Source organism: Flavobacterium mesophilum (assembly GCF_039581405.1).
Taxonomy (GTDB): Bacteria; Bacteroidota; Bacteroidia; order Flavobacteriales; family Flavobacteriaceae; genus Flavobacterium.
In genome coordinates this window covers 184,393-202,702 of sequence record NZ_JBCPXZ010000007.1, presented here as the reverse complement: position 1 = coordinate 202,702, position 18,310 = coordinate 184,393, and the positions used below count along the sequence as shown (strand labels likewise).

Below are 18,310 nucleotides of genomic sequence, written 5' to 3'. Positions count from 1 at the left end.
CTAATTGACTCATTTTCTAATTGACAAATTTTCTAATTATAATATATGAAATTTCCAAAGAGTCATTCTTTACAAGAAATTGCAAGTTTGCTTAATTGCGAATTTATTGGCGACAAAGACTTTCAGGTTTTAGGCATGAACGAAATTCATGTTGTAGAGCCTGGAGATATAGTTTTTGTTGACCATCCAAAATATTATGACAAAGCTTTGCAATCTGCGGCGACTATCGTTTTAATTAATAAAAAAGTAGATTGTCCAGAAGGAAAAGCACTTTTGATTTCTGATGATCCTTTCAGAGATTTCAATACTTTGACTAAACATTTTAAACCTTTTCAATTTGCAAATGTGGCGATTGCTTCAACTGCAGAAATTGGCGAAGGAACTTTAATTCAGCCGAACAGCTTTATTGGAAATCATGTAAAAATTGGTAAAAACTGTTTGATTCACTCTAACGTTTCAATTTATGATCATACCGTAATTGGTGATAACGTGATTATTCATGCAGGAACAATTTTAGGAGCAGATGCTTTTTATTACAAAAAGCGTCCAGAAGGTTTTGATCAATTAATTTCTGGTGGAAGAGTAGTGATCGAAGACAATGTTGGAATTGGTGCTCTTTGTACTATTGACAAGGGAGTTACTGGTGATACCACTATTGGAGCTGGAACAAAAATCGACAATCAAGTTCATGTTGGACATGATACCATTATAGGAAAAAAGTGTTTGATTGCATCACAAACCGGTATTGCTGGATGTGTTATTATTGAAGACGAAGTAACGCTTTGGGGACAAGTAGGCACAACGAGTGGCATCACGATAGGAGCAAAGGCTGTTATTATGGGACAAACAGGTGTGACTAAATCAGTTGAAGGTGGAAAATCATATTTTGGAACTCCAATAGAAGAATCAAGAGAAAAATTAAAGCAATTAGCCAATATCAAAAAGATTCCTGAAATTCTAAATAAATTGAAGTAATATGTCTATAAAAGAATTTGTTCAAAAATTTTATAAGTCGGATGCCTTAATTGATAGCGAAATCATGAGAACATACTTGCATCCAGAAATAAAATTGGAGTGGCACAGTACAAAAGGATTGATCGAAATGGATTATAATTCGATGTTGGATATGGCTAATGACTTAAGCCGTGCGTATGTACGTTCTAAGGTTAGAATCAGTCATATTATTGAGGAAGATGACTTAGTTTCAATACGTTACTCACATTACGTAAAAACAATTGAGAATCCTCGAGAAGAGATGTTATTGGCGCATTTTTCAACGATTTGGCAAATAAAAGATGATAAACTTTTTAGAGGTTATCAGATGAGTCAATTTTCTTAATATTTTTTTGACAATAAAAGAGGCAAAATACATTACAAAACCTTATTTTTGCAACACAAATTTAAAAACTACATAAAATATATATCATGAGTGTTTTAGTTAATAAAGATTCCAAGATAATTGTTCAGGGATTTACAGGAAGTGAAGGAACTTTCCACGCTTCTCAAATGATTGAGTACGGTACTAATGTTGTTGGTGGTGTTACTCCAGGAAAAGGAGGGACTAGCCATTTAGATCGTCCAGTTTTTAATACAGTAAAAGATGCTGTTGATCAAGCTGGAGCTGATACATCTATCATTTTTGTTCCGCCAGCTTTTGCTGCTGATGCAATTATGGAAGCTGCTGATGCTGGAATTAAAGTAATTATTGCTATTACAGAAGGAATTCCTGTAGCAGATATGATTAAAGCAAATAATTATGTTAAAGAAAGAAGTTCAAGACTAATTGGACCAAACTGCCCAGGAGTTATTACTCCAGGTGAAGCTAAAGTTGGTATCATGCCAGGTTTCGTTTTCAAAAAAGGAACAGTTGGTATCGTTTCTAAATCAGGAACTTTAACTTATGAAGCTGCTGACCAAGTTGTAAAACAAGGTTTAGGAATCACTACAGCTATCGGAATTGGTGGAGATCCAATCATTGGAACTACAACTAAAGAAGCTGTTGAATTATTAATGAACGATCCAGAAACTGAAGCAATCATTATGATTGGTGAAATTGGTGGTCAATTAGAAGCTGACGCTGCTAAATGGGTTAAAGCTGATGGTAACCGTAAGCCAGTTATTGGATTTATCGCTGGAGAAACTGCTCCTGCTGGTAGAACAATGGGTCACGCAGGTGCTATTGTTGGTGGTTCTGATGATACTGCTGCTGCTAAAAAACAAATCATGAGAGACAACGGAATTCACGTTGTTGATTCACCAGCTGAAATTGGTAAAAAAGTAAAAGAAGTACTTGGATAATCTTCAAGTCTTGAAATAACAAATTCCAAAAAAGTCTCAATTATTAGTTGAGACTTTTTTACATTTTAAAAACTGAGGCATATATAGAAAAAAACTTAGCTTCCTAGAACCTCAGTATCTTAGAAGCTAGAAAAGAAAATATGAGTAAAGAATTAGAAAAGTTTAAAGCAACAAGCAGTTTTGCTTTTACTATTGAAGACAGTTTAGAAGAAGTTTGCAACGCTCCAGAAGGAAGCGCTGGAATTTTCATCGTTTATGCTGTTGAAGGAAGTGAGAAAGAATTAATTATGGTTGGTTCTACTGGAACGGTTCAAAACGACGGAACGTTAAAAACCAAAAATGGCGGTTTATACGATAAGATTGTAAACGGACATCAATTTGCAAAAACGGGAAGGAAATATTCTTGGCCAGCACAAATGAAATTGGAAAACATTTCTGAGCTTGAAGTAGTTTGGTACGAAACTTTTAATGCTGATGTAAAAGGAATTCCAACTTCAGTTGAAGGGCAAGTTTTGCAGAATTTCTTAGACGCAAATGGTAAATTACCGCGCTGGAATGTAGCTTTCTAAGTTATTTTTTCAAAATAAATCATCAAAAAGCCTTGCTAGTATTAGTAAGGCTTTTTTTATGAAAATTTAGGTTTTGAATTTTGGATTTTATATATTTAAAAACCAAAAATAAACTAAACCTATGACCAAGAACTACTTGCTGTTACTGACTTTGTGTATTTTTTCTTCAGTAAATTCTCAAATAATTAATATTCCTGACGCTAATTTTAAGGCAAAACTACTAGAAGCTAACGAAGGTAATTCAATATCTATGAATGCTGATGGCACTGCACGAAAAATTGATATCAACAAAGATGGTGAAATTCAGGAATCAGAAGCTTTATTGATCAAAACATTATTTATTCAGGATAGTGATATATTATCTTTAGAAGGAATTCAAGGTTTTAGAAATTTAGTATACTTAGAATGTTCTGATAATAAATTAACAACGTTGGATTTAAGAAGTTTGTCAAATCTTGAAGTAATATCTTGTAATAGAAATAATATCACAAATTTAAATGTTCAACAATTGTCAAAACTTCAAACAATTGGTTGTTGGACTAACAAATTGACTGAATTAAATTTGAATGGTTTGTCAAATTTGCAGCACTTGCAATGTGGTGAAAATATGATTACCTCACTTGATCTTAATCAATGCCCTGATTTAATTGATTTAGGGATTTTTAAGAATAAAATATCAAGTTTAGATTTAAGCACTTTTTCCAAATTAGAAAATTTATTTTGCGGATATAATGACTTAGTTGATTTAGATTTAAGTAGCTCAATTAATATGAAAACATTGCATTGTGATAATAATAAATTAACTAGTTTGAAATTACCGGTTACTGACAAATTATGGCAATTGGGCTATGATCATAATTTTTTAACTAACATTGATGTCAGCCATCTTTCGGGCCTTCTTGAATTAATGGGGGCGTTTAATAAGATGACAAAGTTAGATTTAAAAGGTCTTGGAAAACTTCAATATTTAGATTGCTATAAAAATGAAATTAGCAATTTAGATTTGTCAGAAGTACCTAATTTAACTTTTTTGAATTGTTTTGGAAATTTGTTTACAGAAATTGATGCAACAAATTGTAGTAAGTTGCAAAATTTTTATTGTGATAATAATCCATTATTACAACGTGTATTTTTGAAGAATGGAAGTATTGAAGTAGATTTAGACTTTTCAAACAATCCTAAATTAGAATATATTTGTGCGGATGATGATCAATTAATGAGTATTCAAAATATTCTTAAAGAAGAGGGATATACAGAATGCAATGTAGGCTCATATTGTTCTTTTGCTCCAGGTGGCGAAAGTTTTTCTATTCAGGGAACAAATCGAAATGATTTGAATAATAATGGTTGTGATGCTTTGGATATTCCGGCTTCTTTTTTAAAGTTTAAAATTGATGACGGAGTAAAATCTGGTAATTTTATTACTAGTGAAGCTGGCAAATATGAAATAAAAGTTGCTGCTGGAAATTATAAAGTTACACCAGTTTTTGAAAATCCAAGTTATTTCACGATTTCCCCAACAGAAATTCAAGCAGATTTTCCAACAGTTTCCAGTCCTAAGGTACAGGATTTTTGTGTTAAGGCAATTGGAGTTCATAACGATTTGGAAGTAACAATATTGCCAATTTGGCCATCAAGACCTGGTTTTGTGGCTAGGTATAAAATTGTATTTAAGAATAAAGGAAATAAAGCTCAATCTGGAACAGTAAATCTGGCATATGATGATACTGTTCTTAATTTAGCAACTTCTAATCCTGCGGTTTCTGCAACAACATCAAATAAAATTTCGTGGAATTTTACAGATTTAAAACCGTTTGAGTCTAGACAGATTATGCTGGATTTCAATGTAAATCGTCCAAATGCAACTCCGCCTGTAAACAATGGCGACATTCTTTCATACACAGCTACAATAACTTCTTCAGTTGTTGATGAAATTCCTATAGATAATACTTTTGCTTATAATGAAACTGTAGTTGGTTCTTATGATCCAAACGATAAAACGTGTCTGGAAGGAAATATAGTTACACCTTCTTTGATTGGAGAATATGTTCACTATTTGATTCGTTTTGAAAATGCAGGAACCTATATGGCTCAAAATATTGTTGTTAAAGACATGATTGATCTTTCAAAATTTGATATTTCGACATTGGTGCCAACGAGTTCAAGCCATTCTTACACAACAAAAATCTCTGACGGTAATAAAGTTGAATTTATCTTTGAAAATATAAATCTGCCTTTTAATAGCGCTAACAAAAATGGATATGTTGCTTTTAAAATCAAAACATTGCCAACTTTAAAAGCGGGGGACACTTTTGAAAATGAAGCCAATATTTATTTTGACTATAATTTCCCAATTTTAACAAAGAAAGCAAGTACGACATTTAAAGCTTTAGGAACACAAGATTTTGAGTTTTCTCAATATTTCAGTATTTATCCAAATCCAGTTAAGGATATTTTGAATATAAATTCTAAAACCGATGTCGAAAAGTTGGCTATGTCTGTTTATGATATGTTGGGACAACTAATTATTGCAATTCCACATGCTGAGAATGTCTCGAAAATTGATGTTTCGAAATTGCAGACAGGAAATTATATTTTGAAGATAAAGACAAACGCAGGAGTTTTATCAGTGAAATTCATCAAAAATTAAATTATATTTCTAATACGTAAAATCTTATAATTTATTTGGTTTTGTATTTAAAAGGAATTTTAACATTCATTCAAAATCCCTTTTAAATCAGGAAAAAGAGACAGTTTTCTATATTAGGAAACTGTCTCTTTTGTGTAAATAAATTGTTTTTAAATATTAGCTTTTATATATTTATCGCACAAAAGTGAAGGATATTGTTAAAAAAATATAATGTCTTCATTAAGTAAAATAGCTTTTGCCCCAATTTATAAATGAAAACTTCAACTCTAACATCCAATTTATTTGATGATAATGCGCTTTGGAGCAAATTGAAAGATGGTGATGAAAAATCATTCTCAATGTTGTTCGAACGCTATTATGCCGATCTAGTTCGATACGGAAATTCACTTTCTCCATTTGAGGAAAAAGTGCAAGACTGCATTCAGGACGTTTTTACAGATATTTGGATTTATCGTGATACACTGCAAAATTCGGTTGTTGTAAAAGCTTATTTACTATCAAGTGTTCGAAAACGTATTGCGCGTTTACATGAACGCGATCATATCTTTCGAAAAACTACCAGTACAGATTCTATAGCATTTCTTCTTGAATTTTCTGTAGAACACGAACTTATGGATGATGAAACTACAAAAGAAAAGGTTGGTCGCTTGAATAAATTATTGAACGAACTCCCAGCACGACAAAAGGAAGCCCTATATCTTCGTTATCATCAAGGCCTTAGTGTAGAACAAATTGCAGAGATGCTGGATGTTAATTATCAATCAGCTAGTAATTTATTGCATCGCGGTTTGATGAGTCTTCGCAAGGATTGGAAAGGTAGTTTTGCCTTATTTCTTCTGCTATCTGCAAGCAGTTTTTAAAATTCTTTAAAAAAAAATAAAAAAAATCACAATTTAGTGAGTATATAATAAGAGTGCTGTCCTCTATGTTTTTGTAACCTTATTTTTAGATGCAAAAACGTAACTCATATACTCAAATTGAAGACTTCTTGTCTGACGAATCGTTTCAATCATGGATCTTGTTTAAAATTGATCAAGATGGTTGGGAAGAATGGACATTAGAAAGTCTGGAGCGCGCCAAACTAGTTGAAGATGCAAGACATTTAGTACTGGCAATGAAAGTTCCAGAATCTGATTTATCAAGATCTGATGTTCAAAAAGCACTGCAAAAGACTTGGCTGAAAATCGAAGAAAAGGAAAATGAAATTCTTTTCGGAAAAAATGCAAAAACGAAGTTTATCAAAAATTACTTTTTTACTGGAATTGCTGCAAGTTTATTATTTTGCTTGATGGCTACATGGTATTATAAAAATTACTTGCCAGCTGACAATATTGTTACTTATAAAGAACTGATAGCCGAAAATAGTGAAGGATTAGTTGAGCAGACAAACAATTCAAATAATCCCCAAATTATAACATTATCTGACGGAAGTTCAGTTTTATTACAACCAAAAAGTAAATTAAGTTACCCTAAAATCTTTACCGGTAACGAGAGAAAGGTGTATTTATCCGGCGAAGGTTTCTTTGAAATTAGTAAAAATCCTAAAAAGCCTTTTTTCGTTTACGCAAATGAGATTGTCACAAAAGTTGTTGGAACTAGTTTTAGAGTTAAAGCTTTTTCTGATCAGCCTGATGTTGAAGTTCTTGTTCGCACCGGTAAAGTTAAAGTAAAATCAAATGATTTGGTTGCTCAATCAAATCAGGAAGAAGTCGTTCTATTGCCAAATCAGGCGCTTCGTTTTTTTAGAAATGATTTGAAATTCAATAAAATAACCAATATTACGCAGGACAAAGAATTGGTTCAAAGCGCAGGAAATATTGAACAATTGAGTTTTGAATTTAGTGATATTCCGGTTTCTCAAATCTTTGAGACAATTGAACAAGCTTATCAAGTCAAAATTGATTATCCTAAAAATAAACTAAAAGACTGTCATTTGACCACTTCGCTAAGCGATCAGCCGTTGCCGGAAAAACTTAAAATTGTCTGTAAAAGTATAAGCGCCTCTACAAATTTTGAAATGAATGGAAATCAGATCATTATAACTTCTGAAGGTTGCAATTAAATTTTGTTTTATAACTGTAATTGTAAAACGTTTTTTATTTCAATCTAAAATTTAACACCAAAAATAAACCAAAAACCAAACTAATAGTATAAGCCTATGTAAAACAAAAAAGCATAAAAAAAAGTGCCGAAATGCTGTAACATTCTCGACACTTATTGGATTGAATTACGCTCTGTAAAGTGTAATTCGGTTCGTTTCTTAGAATACACGCGAATCAGTATTAATCAAAACTAACCAAAATTATGAAAAAACCAGTTGGTAAACAACGATTACTCCATCGAATCATGAAAATAACACTATTTCAGTTTGTCTTAGCACTCATTTTTTCGAGTGTTACAATGGCAAACAGTGTAAATGGGCAAAAAAAATTAGATACTAAAGTTACAATTACAGTTGAAAATTTGACTTTAGACAATGCTTTATCTAAAATTGAAAAGTCTGCACAAGTAAAATTTTCGTATAATTCAAGATTGCCTCAATTAAATCAAAAAGTTAGTATTGAGGCCAACCAAGAAACGCTTTCAAGTATCTTGAATAGAATTTTAGTGCCTTTCAATATTACTTTTTCTGAAGTTAGCAATCAAATTGTTTTGCAAAAAAGTGTGGCTGAAGATTCATTTTCAAGCGCGCCTAATCATGATGTATTATCAAATATTTTTACGGCAGGACCAATTATAAAAGGAAAAGTTACCGATGTAACAGGAAACCCGCTTCCGGGAGCAACAGTATTGGCAAAGGGAACTAAAATTGCTGTCTTAACAGATTTTGACGGGAACTTTTCTATTGAAATGCCAGCAAACAGTACAGTTTTAGTGATTTCTTATGTAGGTATGGAGACAAAAGAAATTGGTACTTCTAATACTTCGCCAACAATTGTTTTGACAGAATTAGGTCAAAATCTAAAAGAAGTTGTGGTGACAACAGGTTATGAAAAAACATCTAAAAGAACTTTTACAGGAGCAATTAGTAAAATTTCTGGAAGTGAATTAAAAATAGATGGTGTAGTTGACGTAAGCCGAATGATCGAAGGAAAAGCTGCCGGAGTAACAGTTCAAAATGTCACGGGGACTTTTGGTACAGCGCCTAAAATTACAGTTCGTGGTTCATCTTCAATTTTTGGAGACACAAAACCGCTGTGGGTAATTGACGGTGTGGTGCAAGAGGACATTATTAATTTAACATTTGCTGATTTGGCATCTGGAAATTCTGAAACTTTATTAAGCTCATCTGTTGCCGGTTTGAATGCAAATGACATTCAAAGCATTGAAATTCTTAAAGATGCATCGGCTACGTCAATTTATGGTTCAAGATCATTGAATGGAGTAGTGGTCGTGAACACCAAACAAGGACGAAGAGATTCTCCTTTAAAAATAAGTTATTCTATTGAACAAACCGCGAGAACAGTACCAAATTACAGTCAGTACGATATCTTGAATTCGCAGGAATCAATGAGTATTTTTAAGGAAATGGAAGCAAAAGGATATCTTGATTTGCCATCAACTGTAAACGGAAGATATGGTGGAGCTTATAATCTTTTGGGAAGAGCAATCAACACATACAATCCAGAAACTGGAGCTTATTTGGTAAACAATGACCCAGTGAGCCGTAATAATTTTTTGAAAAAATACGAATTGGCAAACACGGATTGGTTTAAAACTTTATTCAGGCCATCTTTAACTCAGAATCACTCTTTAAGTTTTTCTGGTGGAGGAAAAAACAACACTTTTTATGCGTCTTTAGGATATTATACAGATCCAGGATGGACAATTGCTGATGACGTAAAACAACTTTCTTCAAACATCAAAGGGACATTTTTTATCAATGACAAATTGAATGTTACGTTATCTACGCTAGCTTCTATTCGTGATCAAGGCGCGCCAGGAAGTTATGAAAGCGAAAAAGATATGGTTTTTGGAAAAGTAACTCGTGATTTCGACATCAATCCGTTCAATTATGTTTTAAATACGAGCAGAACGCTTAGGCCTTATGATGAAAATGGAAATTTAGAATATTACAGAAATAACTGGGCTCCAATGAACATTATCAATGAGTTGGCAAACAACTTCATGGAAATCAATGTAAAAGATGTTCGTTTTCAATTGGATTTGGAATACAAAATTAATCCACATTGGACTTATAATTTGACAGGTTCTGCACGTTATGCAAATACAACGCGCGAGCATAAAATTTTAGAAAATTCGAATGTTGTTGGTGCATACAATGCAATGGAAAATACGCTTGTAAGAGATGAAAATATCTTTTTGTATCAAGATCCTAATGACTTGACAGCGCCAAAAGTTTCAGTATTGCCAAATGGAGGTTTCTTGAGAAAATTCACAAACGACATGACTTCTTATAATATGAGAAACAGTGTCAGCTATAGAAATACTTTCAATGAAAAACACGAATTGGAAGGTTTCTTTGGAACGGAGATGAGAGCAATTGACAGAACAAGTGATAATTTTGTTGCTGCTGGAATTCAGTACGACAGAGGAATGACGGCTTTTACAGATCCAAGATTGCTTGAAAAAATCATCAATGCTGGAGATTCGTATTATGGTTTTAGCGAAGAAAAAGAAAGAACAGTTGGTTTCTTCGGAAAAGTGGGATATACATACGATCGTCGTTATACCGCTTCGGTTACAGGGCGTTATGATGGTTCTAACAGACAAGGAGACAGTGGTTCGTCAAGATGGCTTCCAACGTATACTTTCAGTGGAAAATGGAATATTTCTGAAGAAAATTTCATGAAAAATGTTGAATCTGTAAACAATTTAAGTTTAAGAGGTTCATATGGTTTGACAGCAACTGCTGGTCCAGCGACAAATTCATTGGCAATCTACAAAAGTTTTATTACAGATCGTTTAAATCTTGACGACAGAGAAACTGGAATCAGAATTGACGAATTGCAAAATGGTGATTTGACATGGGAAAAACAATATGAAACCAACTTAGGTCTTGATCTTGGAATGTTCCGAAATAGAATTTCATTTACAACTGACGTATATCGTCGTAAAGCATTTGACTTGGTTGATTACGTAGTGACATCAGGTGTTGGAGGTCAAAGAATTAAACAAGGAAATAACGCCAATATGGAAACAAAAGGTCTTGAAGTTGGTTTTACAACAAGAAATATTGTGGCTGATAAATTCAAGTGGTCAACGACGCTTAATTTTTCTATTTACAAGCAAGAAATCACAAAATTGGAAAATAAACCAACCACTTTTGACTTGATCGACGGAAATGGCGGTAACACAATTGGACATCCTAGAAATTCATTGTATTCTTATCAATTTACAGGTTTGAATGAGCAAGGTTTGCCAACGTTTATTATGCCAGAAGGAGAAACAGATAATATTACTGGTGCTGATTTTCAAGATAATAAAGACGTTACAAAATATTTGAAATATGAAGGTTCGATTGAGCCAAATAAATCGATTGGTCTTGCGAATACTTTCACCTATAAAGATTGGTCATTATATATCTTTTTCGTTGGTTCAGGCGGGAATAAAGTGCGTTTGAATCCTGTTTACGATAGTTCTTATGATGATTTAACAGTATTTACTAAAGATTTTACAAACCGATGGATCAATCCTGGTGACGAAAACTTTACTAATGTTCCTGTAATTGCAGACAAACGTTTGAATGCAAATTATGGAGGAGAACGTACACTTGCAAGAGCTTACAATACGTATAATTACTCTGATGTTAGAATCGCGAGTGGTGATTTCGTTAGATTGAAAAATATTTCGTTAGGCTGGGAATTCCCTAGAGATTTCAAGAAAAAAATCGGCGTAAGCACTTTCAATTTGAAAGCATCTGCAGTGAATCCTTGGTTGGTATATTCAGATAAAAAATTAAACGGACAAGATCCTGAATTTAGAAATTCTGGTGGTGTTGCATTGCCAGTTACGTCTCAATATACTTTTACTCTAAACATTTCATTATAATATTTATAAATATGAAAAAGATAAAAATAACTTTATTTCTATTAGTACTTCTAAGTATTACTAGTTGTGATGATTTTCTTTCTGAAAAACCAGATAACAGAACCGAAATAGATACTCCCGAAAAAATTTCTGAATTATTAGTGAATGCATATCCGCAGAATAGTTATTTTGACTTTGCTGAAACAATGTCTGATAATGTTTTTGATAGTGGTTTGGCCAATACATTGAGAAAAAACGAGCAAAACTACAATTGGGAAATTCAAAGTGAAACCGATACTGATAGCCAAGCCGCGTATTGGGATGCTTGTTACAGAGCAATTGCCCATGCAAATAAGGCATTGGTTGCAATTGAAGAATTAGGAAATCCAAAAAGTCTTAATCCGCAAAAAGGCGAGGCATTGTTAGCAAGAGCTTATGCTCATTTTATGCTGGTTTCGTTTTGGTCACAGCGTTACAATCCGGCAACAGCAGATAAAGATTTGGGAATTCCGTATGTAACAAAACCAGAAACGGCTTTGATTACAAAATATACGAGAAATACAATGGCAGAAGTTTTTGATTTTATTCAGAAAGATATTGAAGAAGGCTTGCCATTATTGACTAATGATTATAAAGAACCGAAATTTCATTTTAATAAAGATGCCGGAAAAGCGTTCGCAAGCCGTTTCTATTTGACAAAAGGAAATTGGGATCGTGTAATTGAATTGTCAAATGATTTGGGTTCAAGACCAGTTGGAAAATTAAGAGATTATGCTTCGTATTTGGCAAATGACTTCCAAACTCAAAATATGCGTTATGCAAAAAGCGATGAAAGTACAAATTTATTGATTGCTTCCCCAGAATCGTATTATGCCAGAGCTTCTTATGGCGGATCTAGTGCGTACAGATTTTTTCTTGCGGGAACTAAAACAGAAGAAATCATTGGTACGCAGACTAATATTTTTGGCAAACCTTGGTATTATTTAATTTATTCTCGCAACAGTTTTATCACGGCTTTCGTGCCTAAATTTTACGAATATTTCAAATACAGCAATGTTACTGCAAATATTGGAAATGGCTATTTAGCTCAAGTTCTATTAAGCAATGACGAATTTTTCTTGAACAGAATTGAAGCACATGTTATGAAAGGACAAATTGCAGAAGCAAATGCCGAATTGGAATATTTTCTTTCAACAAGAACAAATGGTTACAATGCCACAACAGATAAATTGACTGAAGCTAAAGTTGTTGCAAAATATCCAGTAATTGACAATGAATTTACACCATTTTATGCGTTAACGCCAGTTCAGACTTCTTATATCAAGGCACTTGCTGAAACTAGAAGAAGAGATTTTATTCATGAAGGAATGAGATGGTTTGATGTAAAACGATTCAATATCGTTGTAAAACATGAAACAATCAATAAACCGACAAACACGCTTGCAAAAGATGACAAACGTAGAGCAATGCAAATTCCGCTTCACGCTTCAAGCAACGGTATCGAGTCAAATCCTAGATAAAAACTTTAATTGAAAAGACATGAAATTATCAAAATATAATAAAATAGCAGGGTTATGTTTATTAATCATATCGCTTGTTTCTTGTGCTCATGAAGAACAGCCAGGAGAAAGCCAATTAGATTTTACCCAACCACAAAAAACGGCTTTAGATAATTGGATTACGACAAATTATTTGATTCCCTACAACATCAATGTGCAATACAAATGGAATCAGAATACAGTTGACAATAACCGTTATTTATTTCCTCCTTTGGTAGAAAAAGTACAGCCAGCACTTGAAATTGTTCAGAAAATCTGGTTGGACAGTTATAGAGTAATTGGTGGAGCTGATTTTGTTAAAAAAGTAGCTCCAAGAGAATTTGTTTTAGTTGGAGGCGTGAATTTGAATACTGTTGGGACCAAAACGCTAGGTTTAGCAGAAGGTGGTCAGCGCGTTACCCTTTTTGAAACTGATTATGTAGACAAGGAAGACAGGGAAAATATCAAACAATTTTTGCATACCATTCAGCACGAGTATGTTCATATTTTGAATCAAAATAAGCCTTTTGATGAGAAAACTTGGGCAACGATTACACCAGTTGGTTATACGGCAAGTTGGCATTTATATACAGATGCGGCGTCAAGAGAAATGGGTTTTATTACCAATTATGCGAGAAGCAATATCAACGAAGATTTTGCTGAAATGGCTTCTATGATGCTCATTAATTCTAAAGCAGAATACGCGGCAATTTTAGCAGGAATCAAAAGTACGACTGCAGTTGCACAGCTAAAAGCGAAAGAAGCTCTTGTGGTAAAATATTATAAAGATGCTTACAACATTGATTTCTATGCTTTGCGCGACGAAGCCGAAAAGAATACAAATGCGGTAATAAACAACTAATAAATGAAAATTATGAAAGCAAAAAATATATTGAAATATCTGGTCTTGATAATAATTTCATTGCAATTTGCAGGCTGTAGCAGTACAGAAGCAGATCAAAAATTTGATCAAACACCAACAGAAAGATTAAACGCTCAGAAAAAAGAATTAGCCGATCTTTTGCTTACTTCTGAATACGGATGGAAAGCAGTTTATTTTACAGATAATACGCTTTTAGGCGGTTATACGCATTTATTCAAATTTGCTGCCGATGGAACTGTGCAAATGGCATCAGATTTTGACAGCGATACAGATACTTATAAAAGTGAATATGCAATTCAGCTTGGAAGTACAGTAAGTTTGACATTTACGACCAAAAATAGAATTCATCTTTTATCAGATTCAGAAAGTTATCCGATTGATGTATTAAGAGGGAAAGGCTATTTAGGAGATTTCCAGTTTTTGTATTACGGACAAGAAAATGGCGAAATCATTTTCAAAACAAACAGAACTGTTCAGGAACTTCGTTTTGTAAAAGCAACTGCAGCTGATTGGGCAAATCTTCCAAAGCATACTATAATGGAGCAAAATGTTATTGGTTCGGATGCGCGTCCGTTGTTTAGATTATTGGAAACAAATGACGGAACGACAAAGCATCAGTTTGATTTTAGTTTTACTCAAGTAACGCGTTTTGCAGAAGCAAATTCTATAGAAGCAGGTTATTCACTCAGTTACGATATGGGTATTGCTTATACACCAACAGGAATTATTGTGAGTCCAGCTGTGGTAGTAAAAGATCAAAAACTTACCTCATTTGTTTATGATGATGTTACTGGAAGTTTTACTGCTACTGGTACAAATGGAGTAAGTGCTGTAATTAAATATACAGACAAACCATTAGTATTAACAGAGGATTATAAAATAGTTCTTCCAGGAAAAGTTTACTCTAGATTTGGTTATTATCCTGATGATTATACAGCTGATGCACCAACAAATTCTAAATTATTCCTTGCCGAAATTGAAAAGATTAACGCTGCATTACCTGCAGGTCAAAGTGTTGCTTCTGTTCAAATATATTTCAATCATTCTTTAGGGACTTTTATCTATTATACGTTTGTAGGCAGAGGTGCATTGCAACATTTTGTTGATGTAGTAGAAGATCCGGTTGGTAAAAAGGTTATTCTTAAACATAAATCATGGAATGGAAATACTACAGTTGCAACTCCAGCATTCTTGGCAAGTTTTGATAAGAACTTGATGGACGCTAATGGAATATATGTGAAAAAGGAAAGTTTTAAATTATATTATTCAAACACAGTTTACACATTTACGAGTTCGTCAACCCCATTTAGGATGACAACTTGGAAACTGAATTAGTTTTTTAGTTTTGTTTTTAATTTTGGAGGAAAAGCAACTCATATTTTGAGTTGCTTTTTTTGTTTAGAAAAGAAGATAATACACCATTTTTTGCGTTCCAAATTTTATTAAACGCCCAAATAATCTATATTTGTATTTCAAAAAATAAAAACGAATACCTTAATATGAAATTACTAGAAGGAAAAGTAGCAATCATTACCGGCGCTAGCCGCGGAATCGGGAAAGGAATTGCAGAAGTTTTTGCTAAACATGGTGCAAACGTAGCATTTACATATAGTTCATCTGCTGCATCTGCAGAAGCTCTTGAGGCTGAGTTGAATAGCTTAGGAGTGAAAGCAAAAGGATATCAATCTAATGCAGCCGATTTTAATGAAGCGCAGGCTTTTGTTGATGCTGTTTTGGCAGATTTTGGAACAGTTGATATTTTGATCAATAACGCCGGAATTACAAAAGATAACTTATTAATGCGTATGTCTGAAGCTGATTTCGACCAAGTTATTGATGTTAACTTGAAATCTGTTTTCAATATGACAAAAGCAATTCAAAAAACATTCTTGAAACAACGTGCTGGTTCAATCATCAACATTAGTTCTGTTGTAGGTGTTTCTGGAAACGCTGGTCAAACGAACTACGCAGCTTCTAAAGCGGGTGCAATTGGTTTCACAAAATCTGTAGCGCTTGAATTGGGTTCTCGTAACATTCGTTGTAATGCAATCGCTCCTGGTTTCATCGAAACTGAAATGACTGCAAAATTACCTGAAGATGTAGTAAAAGGATGGAGAGACGGAATTCCGTTGAAACGTGGAGGAACTACTGAAGATGTTGCAAATGCATGTCTTTTCTTAGCTTCAGATATGAGTGCATACGTTACAGGACAAGTTCTTAACGTTTGTGGAGGAATGCTTACCTAAGGTACTGAGGTACTAAGTTGCAATCCCGATAGTAATCGGGACAAAGATTTAATTTTGAAATCTTTGAATTATTAAATCTTATAAGCACTAAATAAATATGACTTCAAACACGATTTTTTTATTATTACTTTCTTTAATAATAGCTGGTGGATTGTCGTATTTTCAATATTTTTTTAAAGCCAAAAACAAATCAAATCTGATTTGGTTTTTGGCTTTTTTGCGTTTTTCAGCCATTTTTGGATTATTGCTTTTGTTGATAAACCCAATAATTTCTAAGAGTTCGCTTGAAGTTGTAAAAACGCCTTTGGCAATCGCAGTGGACAACTCGAGTTCGATAACTGCTTTGAAATCGGATAAAAAAGTTGTTGAATTGTATCAAAAACTAATTTCGAATCCTGCTATCAAAGAAAAATTCGAAATTCAGTCCTATCAATTTGATGCCGATTTTAAATCTTCAGATAAATTTGATTTTAGCGGCAATCAAACCAATCTTGATGAAGTTGCCAAAAATCTAAAAAGCATCAACAAAAACCTGATTTTCCCAACAGTGATTATTACTGATGGAAATCAAACTACAGGAAACGATTATGTATATCGATTTGATCCTGTCAATAAAGTTTATCCTTTGGTTGTGGGAGATACAACTACTTTTTTTGATTTAAAAATCAATCAACTAAACGTAAATAAATACGCTTTCCATAAAAATAAATTTCCTGTTGAAGTTTTTCTTCAATATTCAGGCGACAAACCTGCGACTGCTGATTTTACTATTTCACAAGGAAATTCAGTTGTGGCAAAAGAGAAAGTTTCTTTTTCTCCGTCTAAAAAAACAGCTTCACTGAATTTGCTTTTGCCAGCAGATAAAGTTGGGTTGCAGATTTTTAGAGCGTCAATTTCTTCTAGTGCAAAAGAGAAAAACAGCTACAATAATATTAAGAATTTTGCTGTCGAAATTATCGACCAAAAGTCAACAATTGCCATTGTTTCGGCTATAAATCATCCTGATATTGCGGCTTTAAAACGTTCAATTGAAGTTAATGCACAACGTAAAGTGATTTTGGTTAAACCAAATGATATCAATCAGTTGCAAGAAGCTTCGGTTTTGGTTTTGTATCAACCAAATGCTTCTTTTAAAGCCATTTTTGACAATAATAAAAATGCGGGAAGAAATACTTTTATTATTACAGGAAACAGTACTGATTTCAATTTTCTAAACCAACAACAAAACAATCTGATTTTTAAAATGAGCGGACAAATAGAAGATTATTTGTCTGAATTTCAATCTCAGTTTAATTTGTTTGCCATTGATAATATTGGTTTTGAAAATTTCCCGCCATTGCAAAATGCTTTCGGAACAATTTCGACTAACGGAAATGTTTCTGTTCTGCTTTCTTCAAGAATTAGAAATGTTTCTACAAATGCGCCTCTATTGGCTTTCGCCGAAAACCAAGGAAAACGAACTGCTTTTCTTTTAGGAGAAAACAGTTGGAAATGGCGTTTGCAAAGTCATATCGACAATCAATCTTTTGAAAAATATGACGTTTTTATAGATAAGATCATTCAGTTTTTGGCAACTTCAGCTTCAAAAAAATCTTTGGTTGTAACGCATGAAAGTTTTTATAATTCGGGAGACGAGCTTATAATCAATGCGCAATATTTCAATAAAAACTACGAATTTGACGAAAAAGCCAGATTAACAATTTCGGTTACCAATGCCGAAACGAAGCAAAGCAAAAATTACGATTTATTAAAAGGAAACAATTCCTATTCTGTAAATCTTGACGGATTAACGGCCGGAAAATACAATTTCACGGTAAAAGAATTAAATTCAAATACCTCGTATTCAAGTCATTTTGAAATTTTAGATTTTGATATCGAAAAACAATTTGTAAATCCTGACGTTTTAAAATTAAAGCAATTGGCATTGCAGACAAACGGAAAAGCTTTCTTTGAAAATCAAGCAGATGATTTGATCAACACACTTTTAGAGAATAAAGAATACAAGTCAATTGAGAAAAACATTGCTACAAAAACTCCTATAATTGACTGGGTTTGGTTGTTGATCTTGATTGCAGTTTTATTGACAACAGAGTGGTTTGTTAGAAAATATAACGGATTGTTGTGATGAAATATAA

The 18,310-nt window shown here is 33.2% G+C and carries 13 protein-coding genes; all 13 read left to right on the top strand.

What is annotated here, in order from left to right:
• The first annotated feature begins 45 nt into the window (after positions 1 to 45).
• The gene (locus AAYQ19_RS20000) at positions 46 to 975 is read left to right on the top strand and encodes a UDP-3-O-(3-hydroxymyristoyl)glucosamine N-acyltransferase (protein WP_343538769.1); all 930 of its coding nucleotides are present in this window, start codon (positions 46 to 48) and stop codon (positions 973 to 975) included.
• 64 nt (positions 976 to 1,039) lie between these two features.
• On the top strand, positions 1,040 to 1,339 hold the full coding sequence (locus AAYQ19_RS19995; protein ID WP_343538767.1) for a nuclear transport factor 2 family protein: 300 nt from the start codon (positions 1,040 to 1,042) through the stop codon (positions 1,337 to 1,339).
• Between the two features lie 86 nt (positions 1,340 to 1,425).
• A complete protein-coding gene (gene sucD, locus AAYQ19_RS19990) occupies positions 1,426 to 2,298 on the top strand; it encodes a succinate--CoA ligase subunit alpha (RefSeq protein ID WP_012024957.1) in 873 nt (290 codons plus the stop codon).
• Positions 2,299 to 2,438: 140 nt separating this feature from the next.
• On the top strand, positions 2,439 to 2,867 hold the full coding sequence (locus AAYQ19_RS19985; RefSeq protein WP_343538763.1) for a hypothetical protein: 429 nt from the start codon (positions 2,439 to 2,441) through the stop codon (positions 2,865 to 2,867).
• Positions 2,868 to 2,988: 121 nt separating this feature from the next.
• Positions 2,989 to 5,517, top strand: a complete 2,529-nt coding sequence (locus AAYQ19_RS19980) for a DUF7619 domain-containing protein (RefSeq protein ID WP_343538762.1) — start codon at positions 2,989 to 2,991, stop codon at positions 5,515 to 5,517.
• A 251-nt stretch (positions 5,518 to 5,768) separates the two neighbouring features.
• Positions 5,769 to 6,377, top strand: a complete 609-nt coding sequence (locus AAYQ19_RS19975; RefSeq protein WP_343538760.1) for an RNA polymerase sigma factor — start codon at positions 5,769 to 5,771, stop codon at positions 6,375 to 6,377.
• 89 nt (positions 6,378 to 6,466) lie between these two features.
• Positions 6,467 to 7,579, top strand: a complete 1,113-nt coding sequence (locus AAYQ19_RS19970) for a FecR family protein (protein ID WP_343538759.1) — start codon at positions 6,467 to 6,469, stop codon at positions 7,577 to 7,579.
• A gap of 242 nt (positions 7,580 to 7,821) precedes the next feature.
• The gene (locus AAYQ19_RS19965; protein ID WP_343538758.1) at positions 7,822 to 11,529 is read left to right on the top strand and encodes a SusC/RagA family TonB-linked outer membrane protein; all 3,708 of its coding nucleotides are present in this window, start codon (positions 7,822 to 7,824) and stop codon (positions 11,527 to 11,529) included.
• Between the two features lie 11 nt (positions 11,530 to 11,540).
• A complete protein-coding gene (locus AAYQ19_RS19960; RefSeq protein WP_343538757.1) occupies positions 11,541 to 13,028 on the top strand; it encodes a RagB/SusD family nutrient uptake outer membrane protein in 1,488 nt (495 codons plus the stop codon).
• A 19-nt stretch (positions 13,029 to 13,047) separates the two neighbouring features.
• Positions 13,048 to 13,908 carry a zinc-binding metallopeptidase gene (locus AAYQ19_RS19955; RefSeq protein WP_343538756.1) on the top strand — a complete coding sequence of 287 codons (861 nt, stop codon included), beginning with the start codon at positions 13,048 to 13,050 and terminating at the stop codon, positions 13,906 to 13,908.
• Between the two features lie 12 nt (positions 13,909 to 13,920).
• Positions 13,921 to 15,264: a DUF4302 domain-containing protein gene (locus AAYQ19_RS19950; protein WP_343538754.1), complete on the top strand. Its 1,344-nt coding sequence runs from the start codon at positions 13,921 to 13,923 to the stop codon at positions 15,262 to 15,264.
• Positions 15,265 to 15,428: 164 nt separating this feature from the next.
• Positions 15,429 to 16,175, top strand: a complete 747-nt coding sequence (fabG, locus tag AAYQ19_RS19945) for a 3-oxoacyl-[acyl-carrier-protein] reductase (protein ID WP_026729795.1) — start codon at positions 15,429 to 15,431, stop codon at positions 16,173 to 16,175.
• A gap of 97 nt (positions 16,176 to 16,272) precedes the next feature.
• Entirely contained in the window at positions 16,273 to 18,300 is a 2,028-nt protein-coding gene (locus tag AAYQ19_RS19940) for a hypothetical protein (protein ID WP_343538751.1), read from the top strand.
• Positions 18,301 to 18,310 lie beyond the last annotated feature (10 nt).